At 54.4% G+C, this 14116-nt stretch carries 14 protein-coding genes and 1 pseudogene; 5 read left to right on the forward strand and 10 right to left on the reverse strand.

Annotated elements, in window-relative coordinates; genetic code table 11:
• Positions 1-41: 41 nt before the first annotated feature.
• The 4 genes from M4I36_RS16085 to M4I36_RS16100 are packed head-to-tail and all read right to left on the reverse strand — an operon-like array spanning position 42 to position 2741.
• The gene (locus M4I36_RS16085) at positions 42-1178 is read right to left on the reverse strand and encodes a DUF4097 family beta strand repeat-containing protein (RefSeq protein WP_258112774.1); all 1137 of its coding nucleotides are present in this window, start codon (positions 1176-1178) and stop codon (positions 42-44) included.
• A 21-nt stretch (positions 1179-1199) separates the two neighbouring features.
• Positions 1200-1751 (reverse strand): hypothetical protein, encoded by a 552-nt coding sequence (locus tag M4I36_RS16090; RefSeq protein WP_258112775.1) that lies wholly within the window; start codon positions 1749-1751, stop codon positions 1200-1202.
• Positions 1748-2218, reverse strand: a complete 471-nt coding sequence (locus tag M4I36_RS16095; RefSeq protein WP_258112776.1) for a hypothetical protein — start codon at positions 2216-2218, stop codon at positions 1748-1750. Before M4I36_RS16095 ends, M4I36_RS16090 begins: the two co-directional genes overlap by 4 nt.
• Complete coding sequence (locus M4I36_RS16100) at positions 2205-2741, reverse strand: RNA polymerase sigma factor (protein ID WP_258112777.1); 537 nt, start codon at positions 2739-2741, stop codon at positions 2205-2207. Before M4I36_RS16100 ends, M4I36_RS16095 begins: the two co-directional genes overlap by 14 nt.
• A gap of 192 nt (positions 2742-2933) precedes the next feature.
• Here M4I36_RS16100 and M4I36_RS16105 point away from each other — a divergent pair, with 192 nt between their 5' ends.
• Genes M4I36_RS16105 through M4I36_RS16115 form a run of 3 tightly spaced genes read left to right on the forward strand, consistent with a single transcriptional unit; the run spans position 2934 to position 6052 of the window.
• Positions 2934-4073, forward strand: coding sequence for an iron-containing alcohol dehydrogenase (locus M4I36_RS16105; RefSeq protein ID WP_258112778.1), 1140 nt, complete (start codon positions 2934-2936; stop codon positions 4071-4073).
• Between the two features lie 27 nt (positions 4074-4100).
• Positions 4101-5672: a M20/M25/M40 family metallo-hydrolase gene (locus tag M4I36_RS16110; protein ID WP_258112779.1), complete on the forward strand. Its 1572-nt coding sequence runs from the start codon at positions 4101-4103 to the stop codon at positions 5670-5672.
• Between the two features lie 8 nt (positions 5673-5680).
• The gene (locus M4I36_RS16115; RefSeq protein WP_258112780.1) at positions 5681-6052 is read left to right on the forward strand and encodes a YunG family protein; all 372 of its coding nucleotides are present in this window, start codon (positions 5681-5683) and stop codon (positions 6050-6052) included.
• A 69-nt stretch (positions 6053-6121) separates the two neighbouring features.
• On the opposite strand, the gene M4I36_RS16120 is transcribed toward M4I36_RS16115, so the two are convergent.
• The 5 genes from M4I36_RS16120 to M4I36_RS16140 all read right to left on the reverse strand — a co-directional run bounded on the left by M4I36_RS16120 (position 6122) and on the right by M4I36_RS16140 (position 11512).
• Complete coding sequence (locus M4I36_RS16120; protein ID WP_258112781.1) at positions 6122-6943, reverse strand: alpha/beta hydrolase; 822 nt, start codon at positions 6941-6943, stop codon at positions 6122-6124.
• Between the two features lie 14 nt (positions 6944-6957).
• On the reverse strand, positions 6958-7779 hold the full coding sequence (locus M4I36_RS16125; protein ID WP_258112782.1) for an IclR family transcriptional regulator: 822 nt from the start codon (positions 7777-7779) through the stop codon (positions 6958-6960).
• 38 nt (positions 7780-7817) lie between these two features.
• Positions 7818-9023: a thiolase family protein gene (locus M4I36_RS16130; protein WP_258112783.1), complete on the reverse strand. Its 1206-nt coding sequence runs from the start codon at positions 9021-9023 to the stop codon at positions 7818-7820.
• 49 nt (positions 9024-9072) lie between these two features.
• Complete coding sequence (locus M4I36_RS16135; RefSeq protein ID WP_258112784.1) at positions 9073-10242, reverse strand: acyl-CoA dehydrogenase family protein; 1170 nt, start codon at positions 10240-10242, stop codon at positions 9073-9075.
• A gap of 70 nt (positions 10243-10312) precedes the next feature.
• Complete coding sequence (locus M4I36_RS16140) at positions 10313-11512, reverse strand: acyl-CoA dehydrogenase family protein (RefSeq protein ID WP_258112785.1); 1200 nt, start codon at positions 11510-11512, stop codon at positions 10313-10315.
• 244 nt (positions 11513-11756) lie between these two features.
• Here M4I36_RS16140 and M4I36_RS16145 point away from each other — a divergent pair, with 244 nt between their 5' ends.
• Both M4I36_RS16145 and M4I36_RS16150 read left to right on the forward strand, forming a co-directional pair.
• Positions 11757-12224 (forward strand): hypothetical protein, encoded by a 468-nt coding sequence (locus tag M4I36_RS16145; RefSeq protein ID WP_258112786.1) that lies wholly within the window; start codon positions 11757-11759, stop codon positions 12222-12224.
• Positions 12225-12958: 734 nt separating this feature from the next.
• A complete protein-coding gene (locus M4I36_RS16150) occupies positions 12959-13156 on the forward strand; it encodes a hypothetical protein (protein ID WP_258112787.1) in 198 nt (65 codons plus the stop codon).
• 184 nt (positions 13157-13340) lie between these two features.
• Here the strand turns inward: M4I36_RS16150 and M4I36_RS16155 are convergent.
• Positions 13341-13659, reverse strand: a pseudogene (locus M4I36_RS16155) (transposase).
• Positions 13660-14116 lie beyond the last annotated feature (457 nt).

Genomic DNA, 14116 nt, shown 5'->3' on the forward strand with positions numbered 1-14116 from the left:
CTTCACAAATTCGACCTCAGTGTACCAAATTCACGAAGTGACTACGAACCGTAGTACACGTTAATACTCCCAAGAGTGGCATTCAATTGAATTTGGTTCGATCCGTTACCGAGCGTGGCCGACCCATATTTGTGGCTTTTTTGACTCCATGGAATGTCTCCGCTCACGGCGCCGAGCCCTGTAGTAGCTGTGATGGTCGCATTGGTCGACCTCGGCACAGACAAATCAATTTGTCCATTCCCCGTGCGTATATCCCAAGCTCCTTCCACTTCGGACTGCACGCGAATCACGCCATTCACGGAAGATGAGTGGATGCTTCCATCGATGGACCGTAAGGACATGATGCCGTTGATGGTATTCGCCTTCACTTTTCCACTGACCTGAGAGATTTTGAGGGTTCCGTTGGTCGTTTGTGCATCGACATTTCCTCGGATGTCCGCAATCGCCACCGTCCCGTTCGTCACATGAAGATTCACCCCCGCCAGACCACGGATGTCCATCTGTCCGCCATCAAGCACCTTGACATCCCCGACGAGTCTCTTTGGTGCCGTCACGTCGATATAAGTATCGTCTTGATAAGGGATGGTCATTGAATACGGGGCATTCCAAACCAGTTTCAGGACGTTTCCCACACGAGTGACTGTCCACTCACGATGCAGTGCACTTGACGATGGAACATCCGATGCAAGAGCTGTCAGTTGAGCGTGATAGGAAAGCTGGCTAGTGGCCGATCCTTGGACATTCACATGTCCATACGGAAGTTTGACTTCAATAGTGGAGATGCCACTCGAAACGAATTGACTACCCTGAATGTTGGTAGATACCGCAGGCCCAGACGAGTTCCCACCGTTGCCGAACATGCCACTATGCACAAACACCCCTGGATTTCCAACATAACGACGGACAAAAGCGTCCGCACGATGTGCTCCTTCAATGGAGACGGTGAGAAGAATCAGCAATATGACGAAGGTGACTCCCCACCCAGACAGTCGAATGCGCGCATCTCGATAACGATAGTGGGTCCACAGCAGTTCTACGCCGAAGAAAATGATAAAAATTGGCCATAGATACTCCCATACGCTCCAAGAGACCACGTGAAACACTTGCAACAATACGACCACTCCAACGACAATCAGTTCGATGGAAGCGGTCCACAATCCCACCTTGCGAACAGCCATCTCCGTTCCCTCCTGTGTTCATCATCGGCGCTTCCAATTGGTCCGAATCAGCCATATGCCAAAGCCAACTAACAACAGTGCCAGTACGACCCCATCCATATGAACCATTTCAAACCATTGCCACAACTGAGGCAGAAGCAGCCGCAACAGGGCAAGCACGCCGATGACCACGAGTGCCACACCAAGCCATACATACGACGAAGGTCTCGCTCGCAACACACGTTGAATTGGGTCAGGTAAGGCATCGAGATCGTTCAAAGAGGGCTTTTCTATTCCTGATTTCGGCGGAGTGTCGAAAGTGTTCGAATGAACATCAGGAAATGGCCTAGGCATCTGACCCGCCAACTTTAGATTAATGATGGTCGCCTGCTGAAGCGCATCAAACAGTGCATAGAACCAGATGACGGCGAGAAGAAACGGGAAGATGAACGTCAACAGCCACGAAAATGCGATGCATGCGAAGAAAGAAATCATAAAGGAAAGTCCGCGACGCTGTAGCCCCAGATAGAGATGGCCCAATCCGGGGACGAAGACCGACAACAGAAAGGTGACAAACTTACTCTTTGGCGTCATCTCAGATTCCCCTTCTGCAGGAAGTGGCTCGCTATGACCACGGCACCTGCGACATGATTGCTCAGCGTGTAACTAACGCGCAAAACATTTGGCAATATGTGCTGAAAAACTCCGAAATAGAACAATGCTGCCGTCAGAGACGCCGCCAAACTGTAGTGATACAGTGTTCCCGGAATGCGCCGTCGAGAGGGACGCGGGCGTTGTGGCGTAAGCTGCTCAGGCACCGCACGGTCAGAAAGCGGCAAGGACTGACTCCACATCTGCCAACTGTCGTCGAGAATCTCTTTCCATTCTCGGCAGTGCGCACAACTCTCTAAATGCTCGCACACCGATTCGGCCAACCTGTCATACGCCAGCGATGAATCGTCTGCCGTTGAAGACTCGCTGCGGTTTTCGAGACCAGACGTTTCTTCCCAGTCCTCCGTCACATGCTCCAGAAGCCACTCTTCCACTTCAGCGCAATTCATCTCGCATCGCCTCCTCCCTCAGTAACTTCCGTGCCCGGTACAATTGCGATTCTACGGTCTTTTCCGTGACGCCCGTCCGCTCGGCAATCTGCTGATACGTGCACCGTTCGAAATAGTACATCTGAACGACCCGACGGTATGGATGCTGCAGGGCCTCTACCCAGCGCCGCACGCTACTGTCCTGCTCACGTCCCATCAGTTCCACACCTGGCTGTAGCGGACTATCCTCCGCTCCGCACAGAGGCAAACTCTCTACGTCGACCGTATTGCCGTGGCGAGCCAGCCAGCGCCGATGGTCCAAACAGCGGCGCATGGCGATTTGGTAGAGCCACGTAGAGAAGGAGGACTGCCCGTGAAATTCCGGCAACGCTCGAATCGCCCGAAGGAACGTGTCCTGCGCCAAGTCGTCCGTTACGTCGCCACTTCCCGCAGCACGCGCGCAGACGGAGTGGACCAACCGCTCATAGCGGCGAATGAGTTCTGTCCAGCACTCTGCATTGCCACTTTTTGCACCTTCAATCAACTCACGTTCCTCCAGACCCTCTCCCCCCTCGCCGCATTCTCTCTGTTTGACGATGGAAACTTCGACATCCCTGCAGAAATTCATTGTGCCATTTGCATGAGTTGATAAAATAGGCTAAGAACCGTTTGGCATTCGCCAACATCATTGCGCTCGCGAGCGACCTTGGGGGAGAGGCTCCTGTTCAGCTACTGTATGCCTACGAAAATTCACTTTGGTGTCGGTCAAGCGCGTGACCTGTCTGCCCACCTTGCTGCCGAGGGCCTCGGCCCCAGCCTGTTTTTGGTCGCAGACCCAGGCGTCGTCCGCGCCGGTCTCGTCGACTCTATTGAGCGAGCCCTACAGGACGATGGATATCAAATTGAGCGGTTTACAACCATCGCCGAAAATCCGCGCGAGAGCGACTGCCAATTGGGCGCCGAAGCCTGCGCTAAATTTGGCGCGGAAGCCGTCGTCGCCATCGGTGGTGGCAGCACGATGGATACCGCCAAGGCGATTGCCCTCCTGAGCCGCACACCGGGCTCCATCGAGGCATTTGCGGGCGGGCACCTGCCCTATGAGGACGTGCTACCCGTCGTCTGTGTGCCAACCACCGCCGGCACTGGCTCCGAAGTGACTCGCTCCGCCGTCATCACCGACGACCGCAGTCACCGCAAATACACGCTGAAAGACGCCCGGTTGCGGCCCGTATTGGCTGTGCTCGATCCGCTTTTGACCGTGACCGCCCCCGCTGGCGTATCCGCCGCTACCGGCGTAGACGCCCTGGTCCACGCCATCGAGGGCTACACCTGTAAACAAGCGTCCCCCATCGTCCGGGCGTTTGGCGCAGCTGCGATGCGCCTGATTGTCCCCTGGTTGCCGCGAGTCATGGCGGATCCACAAAACATGGAAGCTCGCACACACATGCTTGAAGCCAGCCTGCTTGCCGGCCTCTGCTTCGGTTCCGCAGACGTTGCCGCAGTCCACTGCCTAGCCGAGGCGCTTGGTAGCGTCTACGATACGCCGCATGGCGTGGCAAACAGCATCTTTCTTCCTCATGTGCTGGCTTTTAACGCCCCAGCAGCACCCGAGTTGCATGCTGAAGTGAGCCGACTGATGGGCTTTGCGAGCGATTCATCTGCGACCGAAGAAGCCGTCGAAGCGATGATTTCAGCACTTCCAAAGTGGACGGCAGAACTCGCCATTCCACGCCTGTGCGACCTAGGTTATGTCCAAGTCGACGACTTTGACCAACTGGCGAAGTTGGCAATGGAGAACAACTCCACGCCGAGCAACGTACGAGACATTCGCGAAGAGGACTACCGAAAGATTCTTGATGCAACATACGCCTACTGACAGGCAGACGAACAGGAGCAGAGCCGCGTGACATCATCCACATCTCTCAGCTTGGCCACCCGTAACTTGACGCTCGACCTGGTTGCCATACCGTCCGTCAACGGCAGTGCCGGGGAATCGACCATCGTCGAGTTTTTGCACCATCGCCTCTCGCGCCATCCGCGCTACGGACGCGGCGATTTTCAGTTGTTTCTGGTTCCTTCGACGGACGATCCGCTCTTTCGTCCAACCCTCATCGCGCACCGCAAAGGGCGGTCACAACGCGGAATTTTGCTGTTCGGACACACCGACACGGTTGGCACTTCCGACTACGGAGCGCTGGAATCGCTGGCGTATCGACCGATGGAACTCACAGAGTTGGTCAAAGATGGAGTTTTCGGAGCAGCCGCAGCGGCGCGCGCGAAAAGTGGGGAATATCTGTTTGGTCGAGGAATTCTGGATATGAAATCGGGGGTGGCTGCTGCACTGACTGCCTTTGAGCACCTGCTCGACGCAGATGTCGAAGACCACTTGTTTTTTGCGGCTACGCCCGACGAAGAGGTCAGTTCCCTCGGCGTCAAGACGCTTTCCGCATGGCTAGACCACTATCTCGAAACGCACGGCATCGTCTTGACTGCCGCCATCAACACGGACTATGTCAAAGACCCACCATCCTCCGCTCCGCATCCGGTCTATCTTGGCAGCATTGGCAAATTGTTGCCAGCCGTATACGTTCGCGGCGTGCCCAGCCACGCAGCAGAACCAGAAGCAGGCCTAGACCCGAATTTTGTGCTCGCCCACGTCACGGCGCGCATTGTTTACAACGAGGATCTGTGTGATGCAGAGGGAGATGAACGCTCGCCACTGCCTGTATCGCTCAGTCAAAAAGACGGCAAACCATACTACGATGTGCAAACTGCGGTTTCTGCCACGGGGTATTACAATCTATTTCATATGCATCGTACCCCGACGGAACAATTAGCTCGGTTTCGAAGTGAGGTGGAGAGTGCGGTTCAGACGGCCATGAAACATGCCACGCGCCGAAGTGGGAGCCATACCACTCATCAGGTGCCCGTTTACACCTACGCAACACTGTGGGAGATGGCAAACGAGGAGGTTCGCCAAGGCGCACAGCACTATGCTTCGTCGCTCACATTTGGGGTAGATCTGCGGGAGCGCTGCCGTCTGTTGGTAGAATACTTGGTAGAACAAGTTCAACATCAGCGGCAAGAGACAGGCCCGGTAGTCGTGGTCTACTTCGCCAACGGACTCATTCCTCGAGTGGATGCGGGCAAACTTGTAGAAACCAGCCTCGTTCATGGCCTGATGCGCTTTGGCAGGGAAGCCGACTTGCAATTTGAGGTTCGCCGCTATTTCCCGTACATATCGGATCTCAGTTTTTTGACGTCTTCTCCGGACTGGGACGACCCTACCTTCTCGGCCAATTTTCCGACCGACGCATTCGCGACTGCGGGCCCCAAACGAACGTTGCCTACTCTGATGGTCGGTTCCACCGGTATTGGCGCTCACCAGCCAGATGAGTCCGTGCATACGCCGTACACTTTCAACAAACTGCCACATTTGCTCTGTCTGCTTGCGACCTGTTTGGAAAGGGGATGAAGTGACCCGTGCTACACAACCAGTTGGAAAGCATTTTGCGCGTTTTAGAGGCATGTTGGTCGAAAGAAACGAGTTCTAATTATACGCCTGACCTGCCTTCGCGAGGCCAGGGGGCGGTCACCGCTCTCTTTCTTCAAGACTTGCTCGGCGGCGAATTGTTGCGTACCCGAGTCGACCAAGAGTGGCACTATTACAATCGAATTGATGGAGACCGGGTCGACTGCACAGCCACCCAGTATACGGAGCGCGTTGTCTACGCGGACGAACGTTGCCCGCGAACCGAACTAGAGGCGCTGGTCAAACCTGAAGAGTCCATGGCCCTGCGCCGCGAGTTTTTTCATCGTTGGTTGGAGACGAACTCCAATGGTGTATCTTCGTAAGTCGCGGCGGGGCCATACGCACGCATTGGAGCGGCCCCAAGGAGTTGCCACCACACCTCTAGCTCTAGCCTATAACGATGGAATATCCACCTTGCGCAACCAGTCCATCATGTCTGTGAGGACGGTCTCCCGCTCCGGCTCATTCAACAGTTCGTGATAGCATGTCGGGTAGACCTTATAGCGCTTCTGCGGAGCATTTAAGCGCTCCATGAAGCGCTTGTTAACCTCGGCGGAAACCAATCTGTCCGACCCGGCCTGGCACAACAAGACCGGCACTTCGACACTGACAGGTGCCGCGACGGCTGCATCCATCGCGCGAAAAAATTCATCGAGAAATCGCACCGTGACCTTGTGTAAAATCCGTTGGTCCCGCGCGTAAACTTCGCGAATTTCGGCACTCCGACAGACATCTTCCGGTTGAATGCGCGTAGATTGCAACAACGTTGGCGACACTCGACTCATGGTACGCACGACCCTCATCAGCGCTGGCGAGACTTGCACGGTCGTCTGAAGACTCGGTGAACTGAGCAAAACAGCGTGTAATTTGGGCACAGAGCCGGGTCGATAGCGCGTCTGCAAATACCGGATGACTATCAGCCCACCCATGCTGTGACCAAACAAAACAATCGGAACGCCAGGATACTTCTGCTCAGCTCGCTGACACTGTTCGTCGACAACATCGAGAAAATCATCAAACCGCTGAATATGCCCACGCCGCCCTGTGGACTCGCCATGTCCCGGCAAATCGCCGGAGAACACGGCATAGCCCGAGCGGCGAAACTCCTCGGCCGCCCAATCATAGCGCTCACTGTATTCGCCGAGGCCATGCATGAGAATGAGCACAGCCTGCGGGCGTTCACAGAGCCAATCACGAAAAACGCTACTTGACATCGTCACTCCCCCCTCTACAAGGTACCTTCGACGACTCGTGCAGAGTGGCCCTCTACAGTTCTGTCGGAACGGTCACAGCCATACCATCGCGAAAGCCGACCGGACGCATCCAATAGGATGTTAGCCGTCTTAGTCACAACTTCTGGCGAGAGCTGAGACGAGACGGCCAAACATGCAACTACCAACTCCACCTGCCGGCGGCGATTAAAAATGGGGACCGCAATGGAAGAAAAACCCGGCATTAGTTCGCCGTGCGAGACAGCATAGCCAATTTCTCGGATATGCCGCAGGTGACTCTCGGACGAACGAGAAGAGCGCTGGCTGTGCGGTGGGTCTGGTCGATCCGGTCTTTCCTCCGTCCGCCGCGCCGACTCTAGTTCGGTCTCGAATGCCGCAAAACATTGCCCGAAAGCGCCCCTAGACTCCGGAAACTGTTGTCCCACCGAGACCTCAATCCGTACCTCCTCATTATTTGGCGCCGCTGAAGCAATATAAATGAGACGCTGATTTTGAAGCCGCTGAACGAGCACCACCGTCAGTCCAACATCCTCAGCAACGCGCGGCAATTCCGCAATCGCCGCGGACACCACGTCCCCCATCTCCGCCGCGCGATTGCCGAGCGCAATGAGGTATGGGCCTAAACGGTATTTGCGCGTGTCCGGGTCATAGCATAGAAAATCCTCCTGCTCGAGCGTGCGCAACACACGCAAACAAGTCGTTTTATTAAGTTGAAGAGCTTCCGCAATCTCCGTCAAAGAACTGTTAGAGTGCCGATATCGGCTCAACAACTTGAGCACTTTAGCCGCAGCCGCAACCGATGGCACATGGTAGCTCATTCCACCACACGCTCCCCTCTGTCACGTTCGTCAGACGCTCAGTCGGTCAGAGGATCTACGCGTTCGAGTATGGTTGCCACCCCCTGGCCTACCCCCACGCAGAGAGTAGCTAGGCCGTAACGTCCACCGGATCGACCCAATTGCCGTGCCAATGTGCCAACTAGGCGCGCCCCGGAACAGCCGAGCGGATGACCGAGAGCTATGGCTCCACCGTTGACGTTGACCTTCTCGGGCGGAAGACTCAATTCGCGAATGCACGCCAGAGACTGAGCCGCAAACGCCTCATTCAGTTCAATCACATCTAAGTCAGAAACATCCATGTTAGCCTTGGCCAATGCTTTTCTTGTGGCAGGTACTGGACCAATCCCCATTGTTCGCGGATTGACGCCAGCCGACGCAGAAGCCACGTAACGAGCTAGCGGACGCAGTCCCAGACGCCGCCCGACACTTTCGGAGACCAGCAACAGTGCAGCCGCCCCATCGTTGATGCCAGAGGAATTGCCAGCCGTCACACTGCCCCCCTCACGAAACGCGGGACGCAGCTTGGAGAGTGAATCCACGGTCGTTTCTGGGCGGGGATGCTCATCCTCTGTCACCATCACCTCCGATTTCTTCTGGCGGACGAGAACGGGGACAATTTCTTCCGCAAAAATTCCAGAAGCCGTAGCGGCAGCTGTCTTTTTCTGGCTCGAGAGAGCAAATGCGTCTTGGTCAGCCCGAGAAATGCCAAACTGCTCCGCCACGTTTTCTGCGGTCTCACCCATACTCTCCGTCGGATAAGGGAAATTGGGATTGGCCATCCGCCACCCCAGCGTCGTATCCCACATCGTCTGATTGCCACGCACATATTCCATCTCAGGCTTTTGCAACACGAGCGGAGCACGCGTCATGCTCTCCACACCGCCTGCAATGGCCATATCCATTTCGCCGACCATGATGGCGCGGGCCGCCTGATTGAAGGCCTCCAAACCGGACGCGCAGAGTCGATTGACTGTGACTCCTGGCACGCTCTCCGGAAGCCCCGCCAACAACAGAGCCATCCGCGCCACATTCCGGTTGTCCTCACCAGCTTGATTGGCGCAGCCAAAGAACACCTCTTCCACCATCGATGCGGCTACACCCGCTCGTTCAATGACGGTGCGAATGACAAGCGCCGCCATATCATCCGGGCGAACCTGCTTCAGCACCCCGCCTTGACGGCCAATCGGTGTTCGTACATACTCCACAAGCCACACTTTTTCCATCTCATTCACTCTCCTCTAACCCGTGCCAACCGATGGCCGGGCTGCCATGTCACCGAGCGCCAGAATTGCACCGTTCTGCTTCCTTGCGAAGTTGCGCGGCGATGATGTTTTTCTGTATTTCTGACGTACCCTCATAAATTCGTGTGATACGCGCGTCACGGTAAAACCGCTCTATCGGATAGTCCGCGATGTAGCCAATTCCACCGTGAATCTGCACGGCTTTGTCCGCCACTCGATTGTAAACTTCGGAACCGTACAGTTTCAGCATGGCAGCCTCTTTCACCACGTTCTTTCCCGCGTCCGTCATCCATGCCACTCGGTACATCATCCAGCGCAAGGTCTCAATCTCCGTCGCCATGTCCGCCAAATAGTGTTGAATAATCTGCTGCTCAAAAATTGGATGACCGAATTGCTCTCGCTCCAATGCATATTGGAGCGAGCGTTCCAACAAGTACTGACAGGAGCCCAAACAGCGGGCTGCCAATCCAGCTCTCCCATTGGCAAGAATTTTCAGAGCATTGACATATCCTTCGCCTTCTGCACCGAGCACGTTCTCGATGGGAACTTCCAAGTCTTCAAAGTACAACTGTGCCGTATGCGACCCGTGCAGGCCCATTTTCTTCTCCACACTGCCGACAGAAAATCCCGGAAAGTCTCGCTCCACAATGAAGGACGTAATGCCCTTGGCACCGCGCGTTGCATCCGTCATTGCCATGACGGTGAAGACATGTGCGTAGGGAGCGTTGGTGATGTAGATTTTCTGCCCCTGAAGCACATAGCGGTCACCTTTTCGCACAGCCGTCGTCTTTAGCGCGGCAGCGTTCGATCCCGCTTGTGGCTCGGTCAACGCAAACGCTCCAATCCACTCGCCGCTCGCCATCTTGGGCAAATACCGTCGCTTTTGTTCCTCGCTACCGAATTCCACAAGCCCAACCGAACCGATTCCATTGTGCGCTCCCAAAATCGTCGTGTAACCGTTGATCGTCGCGCCTAGCTCCTCGAATAGAGCGCATTTGCCCAGCATGGACAATCCCATGCCACCGTACACTTCAGGCACACTGAGCCCAAACAGCCCGAGTTTCCGAGACTTCTCGAGAATCTCCTCTGGCACCTCGTCCTCTTCCTCAATCTGCATCGCGTAAGGCTCGACTTCCGCGGCAATAAAGTCACGAAGGGTCTCCTTCATCGCCAATAGTTCCTCGGACAGCGTAAAATCCATGGGGCACCCACCTTTCTACCGATTGTTCCTCAGCTAAAAGTACTGTCCATTCACTCAACTGCCCCAGCGCTCAGTTGTCGTCCGGGCCTCGCCACGCGGGCAACATGCGATTGAGTGGTTTGTCTTGCCGCTCGCCAAGGACGTACTCGGCTTGCATCAACGTGTGGATTTCCCGTGTGCCTTCATAGAGCACCAGCGCCTTGGAGTTGCGCAAATATCGCTCTACCGGGTATTCGTTTGAATACCCATAGGCCCCATGGATTTCAATCGCATCGGAAGCACTTTCAAAGGCCCCGTTGCAGGCTATCCACTTGGCTAGCGATGTCTCGCGGGTGTTCCTCAGCCCTTGGTTTTTCAACCAGCCGCTCCGGTAGACCAGCAGTTGCGACGTCTGATAGGCGGCCTCCATTTTCGCCAGCATCTGCTTGACCAATTGGTGCTGCGCAATCGGCACCCCGAACGTCTGACGTGCCTTCGCATACGTCACAGATGCATCTAAGCAGGCCCGAATCAGTCCGGTTGCCCCTGCCGCGACCGTGAATCGCCCATTGTCCAGCGCTGACATGGCAATTTTAAAACCCTCTCCCTCTTCTCCCAGCCGATTCGCCACCGGAACCCGCACTTCGTCGAGAATCACTTCTCCCGTGTCCCCACCGTGAATTCCGAGCTTGCCTCGAATCGGTCTCGTAGACACACCCTTCATCGTCCGCTCCACGAGAAACGCAGTGACCCCTCGGTGCTTTAACTCTGGAGCGACCGTTGCGAAAACCAGAAAGTTGTCAGCATAGTCGCACATCGAAATCCATATTTTCGATCCGCTGAGGATATACTCATCTCCATCCCGTCGCGCTGCCGTTCGCAACGCCCCCGCATCCGACCCTGCGTCCGGTTCCGTCAGCGCGAATGCTGCCAGTTGCTTCCCTTGAGCTTGTGGCACGAGATACTTCTGTTTCTGCTCCTCCGTCCCCCACTGCAACAAGGTCATACTGTTCAACCCCGTGTGGACGGATACGGCAGTCCGGTAGGCCGTATCGCCGTACTCCAGCTCTTCACAGACAATCGCGAGCGAATTGTAATCCATACCGGCTCCACCGTACTGTTCGGGAATACAAACACCCATCAAGCCCAACTGGCCTAGTTTTTTCACCACTCCGAGTTCAAAGTGATGACGTTCATCCCACTCTCGCATGTTCGGCACAATTTCTGACTTCGTAAATTTCCGCACCATCGTCTGCAACTCCAACTGCTCTGCACTGAGGGAAAAATCCATCGACCTTATCGCCTCCTCATAGGCTCTCCGACGGCAAACGAAGAAATGAGTTGCCCTATTCAAATTTCATATATGAAATGACGTTTCCATACGTAAATAAAGGATATCGAATCAACGAAAGCGCTGTCAATGGCTTCGGGACTCTATATGTCCAAACGGACAGAAGACCACCCTTGGACTGTCTGTATTTGTGGGTATAATAGAGGGGCAAAACTTTGGCTTGCAGGGACAAGGAGGAATTTCAGTGAATCGACTTAAGATGGGCATGTTGCTCTTGGCCGCGCCGCTCCTGACCGTCTTGCTCGTGACTGGCTGTGGCTCGACACCTGCTACACCATCAACATCAACCAGCGCAAGCAGCCAAAGTCTCGGTCAAGGACCAGCATTGACAAACCCGAAGGAAGTCGTTGCAAGTCCTGCTTGGAAAGCACTGGACATCATTTTCATTCACACCAAGCCAAATTCGATTGTCAAAGAGGTCGAAAGCCTTACTGGCTATCCAGAATACGTCGGAAAATCTTCATACCCTGGCCACGTGCGAATTACCCGTGGACCGAGTGGCACGCATTACATCGACTGGACACTCCGTTCTCGGCTCAGTGGACCATTTTGGGGGCGAGATCAACAGGTCACTTTTCAATTTCAAGTGTCCGCCCACAATCACCGCGTGCGCGGTGTCAATGCTCAGGGGTCGGCTATTGTCAGTTATTAGAGTCAGTTATTAGAGTCATTGAGCAGACCCTGTCTATTCCGTTCGTCTAAGATTTCGGGCTCCGTGCCTATGCCACCAACACGGGTGTCTTGTTGGTACCCGCCTAATTTACAGTACGGATGGGGACCACAGGACGAACAGCAACATCTCCAAGTCAATAAATCGAGATCGAAAAGAACAACTCCTCGACAAAACCATCCATTAGTGTCGTATCATGTATACTGATGGTGATGCTTCATTATGAGGAGGTTTTTTGATGGATGAATCCGAAAATAAGAAGCGGAAAATTTTCTGCGAACGGTGTGACGATGAAATTACCTCGCGTGGAGATCTCATAACCATTCTGCAATTCCCGGTCATCATAGCCGCCTATCACTTGACATGCTATTCGAAACAAGCACTTGGGTGGAATCCTCGACTCACGCCACTGAACGGCATCGCAATGATTTGGCTCATAATTGTCTTCGGTGTGACTTGTCTCATCATGTTTGCAGTAACCCATCTCATTCTTTTCCTTATCGTAGCATGTATCATACCTGTCCTACGACTCTTGTCTTGGGTTATGGTGGAACGAATACTACCAAAATCATAGCGTGTCTATTTGTGTATTGGATAATGGCGACTGAATGTTTTCAATGAGCTTTAAATACAGTGACTGGAGTTGTCACATCTTTCGCCGTAATTCCTTTGGGTAGTGTCCCGTCAAATGGTGTCCCGTCAAGTGCAACTGCTTAGTGCAACGATTTATGCAAGACGGACGTTCGCGCCAGCAATGGCTATTCGTCGGTGCCGGTGAGTTTGGCCATGGACCCTTGGATGCGGTAGCCTCTGGTGACCATCCAGTCATCATTTTGCTCTTGGAGAAGGCGGCCTCGAGACGAAGGACGGATTCTCGTCTAGGGAAGATACCCGCCTCATCGGGCATCGCCTAAGTTCACAGTTTACAAGCTCTAGCGGGTTCCTCGAGCATATCCGCCTCCACTGCTCCCTCGGAAAATGCCATGTACACCAATACGTCTGCCTTAGCCCGTACTGACACATCCACCAGCTTTCGGAACTGCTCTTGAAGTCACTCCACAACGACTGTCAGTTGCTGTTTGGTGGCACCTGCGCTGGTTAAGCAAAAATCGTCCGAACAATCGGCGATACCATGGACTGTGACGGCCTTGGCACCTGGCTAAGGATTTTGCGCATTGTGTGAACACGGCAACGCTGCCACGTTGCTCCGGTCAGCGCAGAGCCAATCGCCCTGCGAAGTCCTGTGTGCATAACCCATCGCTAACCGCACACCACTTAGCCCAAGTGCGACCAGACTACGAAAGAACGTCAGCCAAAACGAACCGTCCTCGCTGGCGCCCATGTCGAACCCCAATACTTCACTCTCGCCAGTGTCTCCTACTCCAATCACAATCACCAACGCCATACTCCGCACCATTCCACACTATCTCGCTTTAGGTAATATAATCTAATTCACACATATGGGTGCTTGTCCTCAAACGGACAGTTCTTGAAGGTCTGCACGACGTCGTCGAACTCCTCACAGCGGCGAGAGACCGCGCTGTTTTCCGCAACTGAAAAATGAAGAAGAAAGTGGCGTCCGTGATGCCGGATTCTTCATATTTATGCAGTTTGGAACGGTCGTCCTTACTGCGTACTCGCCTCCGTATGTTCAACAAGGTAGCCCATGGGCTACCTTGTTGAACGTGCTTATATTGTTCGAAAACTGCGCCGAGACAATAGCAGCAATCCGAGTACAACCACCACGAAACCTGTAGCCCCGATGACGCTTGACGAAGGAAACCATTGTCCAAACGCGTTAGAGTCTCAGGTAGTGGTGTAAATTCCACGGCTAGATCTTGACGAAAAAGCCATCGAGTGCAATCTACTAAAAG

The sequence above is a fragment of the Alicyclobacillus sp. SP_1 genome (assembly GCF_024706985.1).
Taxonomy (GTDB): Bacteria; Bacillota; Bacilli; order Alicyclobacillales; family Alicyclobacillaceae; genus Alicyclobacillus_I.

Excerpts from the sequence above, each read along its gene's own strand:
- M4I36_RS16085 (WP_258112774.1), bottom strand. The coding sequence starts at position 1,178 with ATGGCTGTTCGCAAGGTGGGATTGTGGACCGCTTCCATCGAACTGATT.
- M4I36_RS16090 (WP_258112775.1), bottom strand. The coding sequence starts at position 1,751 with ATGACGCCAAAGAGTAAGTTTGTCACCTTTCTGTTGTCGGTCTTCGTC.
- M4I36_RS16095 (WP_258112776.1), bottom strand. The coding sequence starts at position 2,218 with ATGAATTGCGCTGAAGTGGAAGAGTGGCTTCTGGAGCATGTGACGGAG.
- M4I36_RS16105 (WP_258112778.1), top strand. The coding sequence starts at position 2,934 with ATGCCTACGAAAATTCACTTTGGTGTCGGTCAAGCGCGTGACCTGTCT.
- M4I36_RS16120 (WP_258112781.1), bottom strand. The coding sequence starts at position 6,943 with ATGTCAAGTAGCGTTTTTCGTGATTGGCTCTGTGAACGCCCGCAGGCT.
- M4I36_RS16125 (WP_258112782.1), bottom strand. The coding sequence starts at position 7,779 with ATGAGCTACCATGTGCCATCGGTTGCGGCTGCGGCTAAAGTGCTCAAG.
- M4I36_RS16130 (WP_258112783.1), bottom strand. The coding sequence starts at position 9,023 with ATGGAAAAAGTGTGGCTTGTGGAGTATGTACGAACACCGATTGGCCGT.
- M4I36_RS16135 (WP_258112784.1), bottom strand. The coding sequence starts at position 10,242 with ATGGATTTTACGCTGTCCGAGGAACTATTGGCGATGAAGGAGACCCTT.
- M4I36_RS16140 (WP_258112785.1), bottom strand. The coding sequence starts at position 11,512 with ATGGATTTTTCCCTCAGTGCAGAGCAGTTGGAGTTGCAGACGATGGTG.